Annotated in this window: 10 protein-coding genes; 2 read left to right on the top strand and 8 right to left on the bottom strand. The window is 47.9% G+C overall.

Annotated features, from left to right (window positions below; translation table 11 throughout):
- Positions 1–119: 119 nt before the first annotated feature.
- The 8 genes from QZ323_RS06445 to QZ323_RS06410 all read right to left on the bottom strand — a co-directional run bounded on the left by QZ323_RS06445 (position 120) and on the right by QZ323_RS06410 (position 8,921).
- Positions 120–293 carry a hypothetical protein gene (locus QZ323_RS06445; protein ID WP_294633793.1) on the bottom strand — a complete coding sequence of 58 codons (174 nt, stop codon included), beginning with the start codon at positions 291–293 and terminating at the stop codon, positions 120–122.
- Positions 275–688 carry a hypothetical protein gene (locus QZ323_RS06440; RefSeq protein WP_294633791.1) on the bottom strand — a complete coding sequence of 138 codons (414 nt, stop codon included), beginning with the start codon at positions 686–688 and terminating at the stop codon, positions 275–277. The genes QZ323_RS06445 and QZ323_RS06440 overlap by 19 nt, the downstream gene beginning before the upstream one ends.
- A gap of 212 nt (positions 689–900) precedes the next feature.
- Positions 901–1,788: a carbohydrate kinase gene (locus QZ323_RS06435; RefSeq protein WP_294633789.1), complete on the bottom strand. Its 888-nt coding sequence runs from the start codon at positions 1,786–1,788 to the stop codon at positions 901–903.
- 55 nt (positions 1,789–1,843) lie between these two features.
- Positions 1,844–3,016: an MFS transporter gene (locus QZ323_RS06430; RefSeq protein ID WP_294633787.1), complete on the bottom strand. Its 1,173-nt coding sequence runs from the start codon at positions 3,014–3,016 to the stop codon at positions 1,844–1,846.
- A 12-nt stretch (positions 3,017–3,028) separates the two neighbouring features.
- On the bottom strand, positions 3,029–4,897 hold the full coding sequence (locus tag QZ323_RS06425; RefSeq protein ID WP_294633785.1) for a DUF4980 domain-containing protein: 1,869 nt from the start codon (positions 4,895–4,897) through the stop codon (positions 3,029–3,031).
- A gap of 49 nt (positions 4,898–4,946) precedes the next feature.
- Positions 4,947–7,244 carry a TonB-dependent receptor gene (locus QZ323_RS06420; RefSeq protein ID WP_294633816.1) on the bottom strand — a complete coding sequence of 766 codons (2,298 nt, stop codon included), beginning with the start codon at positions 7,242–7,244 and terminating at the stop codon, positions 4,947–4,949.
- 386 nt (positions 7,245–7,630) lie between these two features.
- Positions 7,631–8,479 (bottom strand): patatin family protein, encoded by an 849-nt coding sequence (locus QZ323_RS06415; RefSeq protein ID WP_294633783.1) that lies wholly within the window; start codon positions 8,477–8,479, stop codon positions 7,631–7,633.
- Positions 8,480–8,528: 49 nt separating this feature from the next.
- The gene (locus tag QZ323_RS06410; RefSeq protein ID WP_294633781.1) at positions 8,529–8,921 is read right to left on the bottom strand and encodes a hypothetical protein; all 393 of its coding nucleotides are present in this window, start codon (positions 8,919–8,921) and stop codon (positions 8,529–8,531) included.
- 723 nt (positions 8,922–9,644) lie between these two features.
- Between QZ323_RS06410 and QZ323_RS06405 the strand changes: the two genes are divergently transcribed.
- Together QZ323_RS06405 and QZ323_RS06400 are read left to right on the top strand one after the other, a co-directional pair.
- Complete coding sequence (locus QZ323_RS06405; protein ID WP_294633815.1) at positions 9,645–10,844, top strand: C1 family peptidase; 1,200 nt, start codon at positions 9,645–9,647, stop codon at positions 10,842–10,844.
- 226 nt (positions 10,845–11,070) lie between these two features.
- Positions 11,071–12,312, top strand: coding sequence for a suppressor of fused domain protein (locus tag QZ323_RS06400; protein WP_294633780.1), 1,242 nt, complete (start codon positions 11,071–11,073; stop codon positions 12,310–12,312).
- The last annotated feature ends 195 nt before the right edge of the window (positions 12,313–12,507 follow it).

Here is a 12,507-nt window from a genome sequence, read left to right as displayed (position 1 = left end):
AAGAAATAATCCGTAGAATCTGCTTAAGTTGCATTTAGAAAGATATAATGATGTAAAGCATTTACATATTTACCATTCCACCAGGTCAACTATTCCCCTAAATAGGTACAACCTCATTATTACTTTTCTGTAAGTAGCTTCACAATCGCCTCACGATAAGTCTTGTGACGGGGCATGCCGCCAAAGAGCCCCGCTAAAGGAGGAAGCAATACTTTCACATAATCGCCGTTACCGAACGTGATTTCGCAGACATACGCACCTATCCAATTCTTCTTTATATTACACTCCTCCACCTGTGAAAGCTGATAAACAGGCAGAATATCAGAGGCGTTGAAGGGCGATTCCACATCCGTGGCCACCGGCATGATGTCAGCTGCAAGTTCCGGATCGGTAATCTCCACATGCTCGTAGTACCACCGCTCTTTTCACAAGGAACTATCACCAGATAGTCTTCCGAAAATCCCATATAGGCATCAAAATCAGCCTCTTTGTTCTTAGTCATGTAGAGCAACGGTGCATCGGGAAGAGGCTGGATAAGGTTACTGGAGGGGTCGTAGATGGCTCCGGAGAAGAAGCGACGTAGCTTCACCTTCTTTACTACTGCATGAATACCTGCTTTGAAATGCTGCCCACTGGGAAGATTACTCTCTATACAAGCAATCATGTTTGCCTCGTTGAAAGTTGACATATCCTAAAAAAAAAATGATTATGAGTTGTTAGTTTGTTATTACAATCATTCCTCCGATAAGTTGCCGACAGTACCAACATCCCGACTCAACAACTCAGGGAGGAACGACAGAAATAATACTTACCTACCTTATTTCATACATCCGAACGGATAAGTTTTCGCTAAAAAGCAATTTTTCAAGAGAAAGTTAGCAGTCAAAAAGAAACTACCGCTTACTTCATCCTCTCCTTGAACGCCTCCGGCAGTTCCGGCATCGCTCCGCTCTGCGTGCAGACGTACGCTGATACCTCCACCGCCAGTTTATGCGCCTCTGGCACCGGTTTTCCGCTAAGGATGGCAGTGGTGAAAGTAGCCGTAAAGGAATCGCCCGCACCGACAGTATCCGCCACCTTCACCTTCGGCGTCTTCTGGAAGGATACCACGCCTGGCGTAAAGACATAGCTTCCGTTCGTACCGCAAGTCAGGATAAGCATCTTCAGGTTGTACTTCGCCAACAGAATCCAGCACTTGTCCTGAAGGTCTATGCCGGGATAGCCGAAGATGCGGCTGACGGTCACCAGCTCTTCATCGTTAATCTTGAGGATGTTGCAGCGGCGCATGGACTCGCACAGAATCTCTTTCGTATAAAAACCCTGACGGAGATTGATGTCGAATATCTTCAGATGGCCCTCCACATCTGGCATCATGTCGAGAAAACGGTTGATGGTGGCATGGCTCACCGCACTGCGCTGCGCTAACGAACCGAAGCAGACGGCACGCGTGCGGAGCGCCAAATCACGCAACTCGTCTGTAAACGGGATGTTGTCCCACGCCACACCTTCGCGGATGTCGTAGCAAGGCACACCCACGGCATCCAGTGTCACCTGTACCGTACCGGTGGGGTAAGGCACACGCTCTATCTGTGTGCGCAAATTCTTTTGCGCAAAAACATCCAATATCTCATCTCCGTCAGCATCAGCCCCCACGGCACTGACCACTCGGCTGTCGAAACCAAATTGCGATACATGATAGGCAAAGTTGGCCGGAGCACCGCCTATCTTCTTTCCTTCGGGAAGGCAATCCCACAGTGCCTCTCCCATTCCTACGATTACATTGTTCATGATGTTGTTAGATTTATAAGTTGTTAGTTCCATTAATCCCGTAGTACAGCCTGCACTACTTCACACTTTTAATGCGTGTAGCATAGAAGAGCAGGTAAACCACGCCCGCAGCCATCACCACCACGGCACCACCCTGTCCCATCGCATCGCTTGCCACACCCATTGCCAGCGGGAAGACCGTTCCGCCAAAGAGTCCCATAATCATCAGTCCGCTGACCTCGTTCTTCTTCTGCGGCAGTGCCAGCAGTGCCTGTGAAAAGACGATCGGGAAGATATTGGAATTGCCGAAACCCACCAAGGCGATACAGACGTAAATCATTGCCCGGTCGTGGCTGATAAAGAGTCCTGACATAGCCGCCAACATGCACAACACGCTGATAGCAAAGAATGTTCGCGATGCCATCTTCTGCAAGATGAAAGCACCCAGAAAGCAGCCCGCCGTACGAAAGATGAAGTAGAGGCTCGTGGCAAAACCGGCATCCGCCAATGTCATGCCCAGCCGTTCCATCAGAATCTTGGGAGCCGTAGTATTGGTACCCACATCAATGCCCACGTGACACATGATGCCCACGAAGCAGAGCAAGATGAACGGCTTGCCCAGCAAGGCAAGGCACTCGCCGAAAGTGGAGGGACGTCCCTCTTCTCGCTCTTCTCGGATGGAAGTGGCACCTAGCCAAAGGATAGCCACCACCGCCACCAGCATATAGACGGGAAACAGCACACGCCATCCTATGCCAAACGTAGGGACGGATCGCGTGGCTCCCCACATGGCAATGTACGGAGCAAGAAACGAGGCAATCGCTTTAACGAACTGCCCGAAGGTGAGCGAACTTGCCAGCCGCTCGCCGCTGATTATGTTGGAAAGTAGCGGATTGAGCGACGTCTGCATCAACGCATTGCCGATGCCCAGCAACGAGAAGGAGGCGAGCATCAGCCCATATCTGTCACCGAAAACGGGCAACAGCAGCGACACGAAGGTGACGACAAGGCTCAACAGCACCGTCTTCCGGCGGCCGATGCGGTTCATCAACATACCCGTGGGCACGGAGAAGATGAGGAACCAGAAGAAGACCAGCGAGGGGAAGATGTTAGCCTGAGCGTCTGTCAGGCCGAGGTCGGCTTTCACGTAGTTGGAGGCAATGCCCACCAAATCGACAAAGCCCATGACGAAGAAACAAAGCAGAACGGGAAGGAGCTTTGCGAGGGGAGATTTTTTAGTATTTTCCATGAGTGTCCTATATTAAAGTTCCAATTTATAAATCGCACACTTATCCACCCGGTAGCTGCCGCCGTTTCCGTAGAAACTCATGCGGTTGTAAGGGGCATTTGGGAAAACAAGGTTAGTCATGGCAATTTTTCCACCATCCAGAAAGATTTCGACAGAACATTTGTCCACAAAGACGTTCAGCGTATGCGTGGGAACTTTGGCTACAGGTCCCCAAGTGGCAAGGGCGAAGTCATCTCTATAATTGATGGAGGTGGACACACGTCTGTCATGGGCTTCAAGGGTATGGGGAGTACTGTTACGGCCAAAGTCAACGATGCCGCTCTTCGTGCGGTCCATCACCAGCTTGCCTTCCGGCAAATCGAAATAGATATTCACCTCTTCCTCCGCCTCATTGAAAAGCTTGAAGCCCATCACCTTCGCCGTCTCATTCGTGAAGTGCAACTCCAGTTCGTAAGCCCCTTCATTGTCGTTCAGCAAGGATTCGATGCGATATTCGGCATCAATGGTGAATGCCGGAACCTCCTTGTTCTCCCGGCGCAAGCCTTGTACCTCCTTGACAGGAGCGGCAGACACATAGAGTTCACCAGCTTGTTCATAAAGGCCCAATTCGCGCGGCAGGGCATTGGCACTGCGGTACTGGCGGGTGGGAACAATGTTGGCATACTGCCAATTGCTCATCCAAGGCACTCCGATGACACGGTCTCCGGTATTGGAGAAGCAAACAGTGGCATAATGGTCTTTGCCCCAATCCAGCCATTTCACGGTCTCCTTCGGGCTGTCACAAATGAAATGGGTACCATCGAAGTCGCCCACAAAGTATTGCGTGGCACTTCCTCCGAAGTAGCAACCGGGATTCACGTTGACCAGCATCACCCATTTCATCCGGCTCTTGTCACCATTGACGGGCAACTGAACCATGTCAGGACACTCAAACTGACGGGGCTGCACACCGTATCCTTCGCCCCAAGCACTCAGATACTCCCACTCCTTCAGGTTTTTGGAAGCATAAAAACGCATCTCCTTATCTGCCGACACAATCATCACCCATTTCTCCTCCGGCGCATACCAGAACACCTTCGGGTCACGAAAATCTTTCAGACCATCAAAAGGCGTCAGCACCGGATTTTTCTCATACTTAGTATAGGTATTCCCGTTGTCGCAACTGTAAGCCATGCACTGGATTTGACCGTTCTTGTCGCTTGCCGAAGTATAAAAAGCCACAATTGTTCCGGCACCGTAACCGGCAGTGTTATTCACATCCACCACCGAACTGCCGGAGAAGATGTGCCCCAATGTGTCGCGTGCAATGGCAGGCGCACGGTGTTCCCAGTGCATCAAGTCCTTGCTAACCGAATGTCCCCAGTGCATGTTTCCCCAAACAGAACCGTAAGGATTATACTGAAAATAGAGATGGTACTCGCCATCCTTATACACCAGCCCGTTGGCATCGTTCATCCATCCGTAAAGCGGAGTATGATGATAGACGGGGCGGAACTTGTCAGTATTTGTCGTATCGAAAGTATCGGATAGTTTCATTTGCTTCCAGCAGAGGGCCTCCTTCGCAATGCGGTTGATGCGCACTGTTGTCGTCCTTACCCCTGCGGGGAGCTCAAAGGGCACGAAGTAATCGACCTGAGTTTGCGCCAACCGAACATCCATGTCCGTATCGGCCGCATCGCCGGTATCAAGACGCACCTGACTTTCGGCTGCTTTTTCCTCAATCGGAAGTAACAGGTATTTGGTTGGATGGGTAATGTGGACCACAGTCAGGCTATCGCCCTGCTGCTCCAGTTTCATTTCACTTTGAGTTGTTTGGCATGAAGAGAAGCCCAAAGCTACCGCAAAGGCACATTGTACTATTTTCAAAAAAGATGTTTTCATGATGATTAAATATAATGAATGATACAAAGTTATTGATTTTTACTCGTTCTTAGAACTTAATGCTTGCAGAAAATTCCACCGTGAACGGACGTATGTAGCTGCCCGCCATCCAGGCACCGTTGTAGTCTGACGCATTCTCTTTCTCCACCAATTCGGCACCGGCAATAGTTCCTTTCGCACCGGTCTGGTTCAAAAAGTTGATGATGGTACCCCCCAAAGAAAGATGCTTGTTCACCTGCCAGTTCACCCCGCCGAAGGTCTCCCAACGGCCGTTGAAATAATAGGCATCGTTGATGTTAGCGTACGTTTTGCTGAAGTAGCGGAAGCTCGCCCATACCTTCAGGTCTTTGGTAACCATGTAGCTCGGATCAAGTTCCACCAGTACCTTCGGTATTTCGGCCACGATGTTTCCCGTAGCGTTGATACCTGCCTCACTGCCATCGGGGAAAGTGACTCCGGTCTCATATTTCTTGTATTTGGGCACCTGATAGGTAAACAGGAAATGAAAGTCGAATCCCTTGAAAGGCTTGATGACGGCATCCGTCGTCCACCCTACCGTCTGGATGTCATAGCTCAACGGAGCAGCCTTGATGTCCTTTCCAGTCGGATCGTTCGGGTTAATCAGATTCAGCGTAGAGTTGTTGTTCGTTTTGGCTATGTAAGAGAACAGAGAGGTCAGACTCAGCCAATCTGTATTATAGTACAAGCCTGCACGTCCCAAAGGAACGGTTATCTTATCCACATTCGGCATCTCGGCAGGAGCGAAATTGGTCAGGTTGGGACGTTGGGTAATATAAGTGAAATCGCCCGTCATTCCAAAACGGTCGGTTATCTTGTAAGTCAACGCAGCGGTGAAAGCCATATTCAGCCAATCGTAACCGAAATTGCATGGAGCAATCGTGGTGCCATCAGCGGCAGTGGCACCGATATGGTAGTCATGGAAACGTCCCACAGCTTTTCCTTCCTTGTTATATACCGCCAGATTCTCCCCCGCCAAACGTTGGTACTCCAGTCTGGCACCGAGATAAGAATTCAATCGGTTCGTAATATCCCAATCATGGGTAGCATAGAGGGCAAGCTTGTTTTCGTATCCTTTGTAATACTCCGAAGCATTCTGGTTAAAGTTATAATAAGGAGTATCTCCATAATAATGCACCTGAGCGGAAGGGGTTCCATACAACAGTTGCGGGTAAGCCTCTACGGTATGGTCATACATGGTGGTGTTGGAGGCATAGTCCACATCGTAATACCATTCGTTCAACCCGATACGCCAAGTACGGGTAGCAGTCCGGCGGGACAACTCCGTAGTGAAAAGGAGTTCGTCAATATAGCCACGATTAAAGCAAGACATACGACTTTGCACATACCCGCTGTAAGGTTCCAATGTTCCGTTTTCTCTTTTCAACTGATAACCGGCAGAAGCCTCTTGCTTCTTCATGTCCATCGGTGTCTGATAGAGGTAAGAGCCCAAGGCATGGTCATACTTCATATTTACTATCCATTCCAATCCGTTATCCCAGCGGTATTTGTGGAGCAAAGTCAACTGATTGCCACGACTGGCAGTGGCATCATACAGATTGGTCACTTTCACCTCTCCGGTACGGATATCCATATACGGGATGGTACCTACATTGGGCAAATAAGAGGAAGTACCCAAGCTGAATCCGGGAATTTCCTTCACACTGCCATCGCCTACATAGATAAAAGGAGCCCCCGTAGTGGCATTGCTCAACCAATGACTGTTGCTGTAGTGATAAATCACGGAAAGCTGTCCACGGCCTTCGTTATACTTTTTGGTAAGAGCCGCCTTATAAATCTGTGTACGGTCTTGATATTGGGCAAAACGCAGTTTGAATGTTCCCGGGTCAAAGTTCTGGTAAACGCTTCCACTATAATACCAACCGTTTCCCAAGTCTCCGTTCAGGTTCAGATCAAACTGCTGCTTGCCAAAGTGGTTGGTATTATAGTTCAATGTTCCCTTGAAAGCCCCGCCATCTTCACCTAACTGCGTAAACGAATTGATGGCATAACCTATATTTCCGGTAGTAATGGCAGTCTCGGATATTTTCAACAACCCCACATGCCCCAGGCTGCTATCTCCACGCCAATGCGTATTCACATTATGAGGATTGGAGTTATACACTACGGGAAGCCCGTTTTCAAGCACATTCACATCGCCACCCGGCAGCCCGATGGAGATTTCGCGAGGTCCGTTGGCACTGGCCGCATTGAGCATGACATTGCGGTTACCTTCTTCTTTTTTAGAAGATTGAGATACACGCAGTGAATCATTCTTTGCCCCTTGTGCGGAGGTCTCTGCCGCCAACATGAAACCAATGGCAAGCATGACAAATACTTTTCCTTTCATGGTACGTTACATTTAAATTTTTGAATTCTTTTGTTTTCGTTTGTACTGGCAAAGGAAAGGAATCGACCTACAAAATACTGAAACAAATGTTACAAGAAGTGGTAATTTTGATACCATGTAACAAAAGTGATAGAAGATGTAACAGAATTGCCAAGCACTGAAAATGGGATAGTTCCCATGTATTAATACTTATCAGGAAGAAACTGTGTCGAAGCGATGAACATAAATGTAACAAGGATTACCATATCGCCAAACGCAAGGTAGAGCATTTGTCCGCTAAAGCCATCATCACCAAGCTAAAGACCGCGGAAGCGTGGAAGCTGCTTCTCACAACAAATGTAGCGGAACTTATACAGTGCAGAGAATTATTCAAACGCGAATTGCTCCGCACACCGATATCCTTCTTCGTATAACTCTGTCAGTTTCCTGACATCCTGCTCGATACGGTTCACCTCTACCGGACGTTGCGGACGGATGACCGTGATTTCTCCCGCCTCTTCCAACCGTTCCACCAGCTCCAGTTGCTCGTTATAGAGCACGCTGCGACGATTGATGGCGGCACGCAGGGCGGGATACTTCCTGTAGATGAAAGAAGGAACCTTAGTACCCTGAACCTTTTTCCGGTATCCACGATTACGTGTCAGTACGACTACATTATTTGTAAACCCGTCCCGACGGGCATGCAGCAACGGAATACTATCCACGATACCGCCATCCAGCATCGGAATCTTGTCTACATACGCAATGGGACAAACAAACGGCAGACTGCTCGAAGCCCGCACGATGTCAATCACCCGCTCCTTGCTTCGCTTCTCCTCAAAATAGTTCGCTTCACCCGTCAAGCAGTTGGTAGTCACCATCACGTAGCGTTCGGAACAGTGGAAATAGGTTTCATAGTCGTAAGGAAGGATACGTTCGGGAAAATCCCGGAACAGCAAATCAAAGTCCATGATATTACGTTTCTTCAGCAAGTATTTCAGCCCGATGTAATGGTACTTCTCCAACAGGTCGATGTTACTGAACTTGGCACGCCCTCGCTGACCGGACATGTACGAAAGTCCGTTGCACGCCCCGGCACTGACCCCGATGGTATAGGGAAAGCGGATACCACGGTCCATAAAGTTGTCGAGCACGCCGCACGTAAAAACACCACGCATGCCTCCCCCTTCCAACACAAGGCCGCTGTAACCGTCTATATGTATCATTTTCTTCATAAGCACAAACGTACTATTTAACTCAATACTAATTATTTATACACCCTTCCTAATCATAGCAGCGATGATACTTATTAATGAGGTCAATTAAGGATTGCAGAAGTGGTATGTCTGTTCTCAGGTTATGAAAACGTTGATATTGGCTGTCATATCTTTCCTTTGAACCATTGTAACACAACCTCATTTCAATATCTTCAGGAATAAGAAATGATGAACGCATTCCCAAATGAACATAAAACTCCGTTAAAAAGATATTGATGCCAGCAAGATCAAACCTTAAGAACTCCAGGCTTTCATCTTTCTTGCTTGCCAACTCGCGTGCAAGTTCATATCGGAAAGACATTTTCTTCCTGTCTTGAAAAAGTGCATGAAGCAGTTTACGTTCCCTATCAAGGGCACGTATCAGTTCTTCTAACGAGTGAAAATGCGATAAATTGTCCATGCTGTTTATCTGAATGGATTTTAATATTTAGTCTCTTTTGCCCAAAGTCGTAATCATGCAGATGGACTTTTCTCTTCGGGAAATGTCCAATTTCCGACCTCAAAAATACGAAAAGAATTGTAGCCACTTGCATAATTGGACAGAAATCTACAATAAAATAGTGTCAAACATACATCTATATTCAAAATGTGTCTGAAAGAAGAAAAAGAAAAATAGGAAAAGGCGTAAAATGCCATGAACGGCCGGAACATCCCGTTCGTTTCTCCGCCCCTCCACGTCCCCGACGACCACTCACTGTGGAACGACCGCTTGCAACGCTGGAAGAAGCCGTAGTACGAATAAAAACCCGCCGCATTTGCTGCCGCATCCCCTGGGGTTTTCCGGAACGTTGCCCCGCATTTATCCGGAAAACCCCAGGGGAATCGAACACAAACCCCAGGGGAATCGGACACAAAGCCCGGGACAATCCGACAATTTGGAATTTTGAGTTAACACGAGGTAAAATCGTCCGTTACTCGGAACATCTAAAGTTCACGTTTACGCCGCCAGACCTTAACTTTAGTATGCTGAACCTAAGGTTACCGATTCCCATTCAAGCTAACAGGAAGAAAAAAGCAATCTGCATGCCCAAATCTGCATAAAACGTCCTCAAAATAGCTTTTGTTTACGATATTCTACCTATATTTGCAGTGCAAGTAATAAATCAATAACATTTAAATTATGATGAAGAAATCAATAATGATGGCCACATTGGGCTTGCTAAGTTTAAGCGCAATGGCACAAGACACTCCGAAAGAAGAAGGTTTCATCTTTACTACCGTAAAAGAAAATCCTATCACTTCCATTAAGAACCAAAACCGTGCCGGTACGTGCTGGTGCTACTCCGGACTGGCATTCATCGAATCGGAACTGCTCCGCATGGGAAAGGGAGAGTATGATTTTTCTGAAATGTTCATCGTACACAACACTTATTTGGATCGTGCCGACAGAGCAGTACGCACGCATGGTGACGTCTCCTTCTCACAAGGCGGCTCGTTCTACGATGTCATCTACGGAATGAAGACCTTCGGACTGGTACCCGAAGAAGAGATGCGTCCGGGAGTGATGTACGGCGACACGCTGAGCAACCACACCGAACTGACTGCCGTTTCCAATGCCGTAGTAGACGCCATTGCCAAAGGAAATCTGCGCAGCCTGCAGACAGACAAGGACAAGAACCCGCTTTGGAAGAAAGCAATCACAGCTATCCACGACATCTATCTGGGCGAACGTCCCGAGAAGTTCACTTACAAAGGCAAGGAATATACTCCGAAATCCTTCTACGAATCTACCGGACTGAATGCGGATGACTACATCTCGCTGACTTCCTACACACATCACCCCTTCTATCAGCCGTTCATCATCGAGATACAGGACAACTGGCGTTGGGCTTCTTCTTACAACTTGCCCATCGACGAGTTGATGCAGGTGTTCGACAACGCCATCAACAAAGGGTACACCATCGCTTGGGGTAGCGATGTAAGCGAACAGGGTTTCACGCGCGACGGTATCGCCGTATTGCCCGACGTGGAAAAAGTGCAGGAACTGAGCGGTTCGGACATGGCTCACTGGCTGAAGATGAAACCTGAGGAGAAGAAACTGAACACCAAGCCGCAACCGCAGAAGTGGTGTACTCAGGAAGAACGCCAGGAGGCATACGACAACTGGGAAACAACCGATGACCATGGCATGCTGATCTACGGTATCGCTAAGGACCAGGAAGGCAACGAGTACTATATGGTGAAGAACTCTTGGGGCAAAGCCGGTAAGTACGAGGGACTGTGGTATGCTTCAAAGGCATTTGTGCGCTACAAAACAATGAATATCATTGTACATAAAGATGCACTGCCCAAAGATATCGCCAAGAAATTGGGTATCAAATAAGCGAACGATATTCTCAGAAAAAAGAAACACCTGACTTGAACACTGTTTTCATCGTCAGGAAAGCCATAGGAGTTAAAGCCGACTGCTTCACTTTCTCTAAAGTAGAAGTGTCGGTTTTAACTCTTATGTTTTTATTCAAGGAGTATCGTTGTGGATTCTACAAAAAAGAGTATATTTGCGAAGAGATAAAAACAGAAAAGAATAAAAACAATAACATACTCCAGATATGGAACGCTACACGATTAACACTTTGCCGGTCAACCCGACAGAAGATTTCCAGGACATGCGATGTACATCCGCCCCAAGCAGAATCGAATTTCTTTGGTGTGCAATAAAAAGTAACATCCTGCAAAACGCTACCACAATCGGCAAGGTCGCTCTGATACTCGTCCTTATAGGAATCATAGTGATGTTGGTGGCCGGACGGCCGTGGAAGGCATTGACCTTATTGGCAGTGCTCACGTTGGCCTACGGGAAATTCTTGTGGAACATCAACAAGCTGTATTCCAATCTGCATAGCAGCGACTGCTTTCCCGTACTGACCTCGGAAGGACCGCAATATATCATGGACATAAACAACGGAGAACGGTACATCCGCATCGAGTCGGCGCCCTGGCAAGAAGTGGAAAGCATCAGTTTCTATTCCGACTTCCTGGTCATAGAGATGAAAGACGAGTCGGAATCAGGATTCTTCTACATGTGGACCAATGATATGGGAAAAGCCAAACAGACGGCACTCTCCATGTGGAGAAAGGCTTTAGAGCCCAAAGACAAGAATGGCACGCAACCCGAATATTATTCAGAGACCGAAACAGCCGAAGTATCGGACTTCATTGAAGATACGTTCGGAGAGTATGCTGAAGTCTTTCACGAAATTGTCTCGCCTGACATCCATATAGACATTGCCATCATCCCTCCTGCCGAGAACCGCAACTACTATACCTTGTGTACTATGGGCGTCGGTGCCCACCGCATGAACGTGCCCGACCAATATAGATATGAATACCTGTTGGCAGAACGCGCCGAACTACTGATATATCTTCCCGCCGACTGGGAGTTGGCAGAAGACAGCCTAAGCGATGAACGAAATTATTGGCCTATCCGACTGCTGAAAGATTTCGCCCGCATGCCCATCAGGACTGATAGTTGGGTGGCGTGGGGACATTCGTTGTCCCACCCCGACAGCGAACCTTTCGCAGACAACGTTCCCTACAACTCAGCCTTGCTGCTCTGCCCGCAACCCGACATTTACGACAGAATATCCCTCCCCCTGTCCACGGGCAAGTCCGTGGACTTCTTCCAAGTATTCCCCCTCACAAGCGAAGAGATGGAATATAAACTTCGCTGTGCAAACGATGAAGAATGCGAAGATTCACCGGCCGATGCCATGTTGGAGCATTTCGAAATGGACCGTGAACATTGGATAGAATACGTAATGAACCGCTTCAACTACAGGAAGAATGCATAAAATTGCTCAAAGCGCGGCGTAATGTGCATTTTTTCCCCTCATTTCTTGCCAAACCAAACAGTTTGACTAATTTTGCACACTGATAATTAGTTAACCGGAAAAATTTCTGTAGCTGGAAGTCATAACCTTCTACTCTTATTTCCGGCACTGACACTTTGAGAAATACTAATACTAAACATTAATAAGATGAGTTTG

This window comes from uncultured Bacteroides sp. (assembly GCF_910585845.1).
Classification (GTDB): Bacteria; Bacteroidota; Bacteroidia; order Bacteroidales; family Bacteroidaceae; genus Bacteroides.
This window is presented reverse-complemented; position numbering and strand designations above follow the sequence as displayed.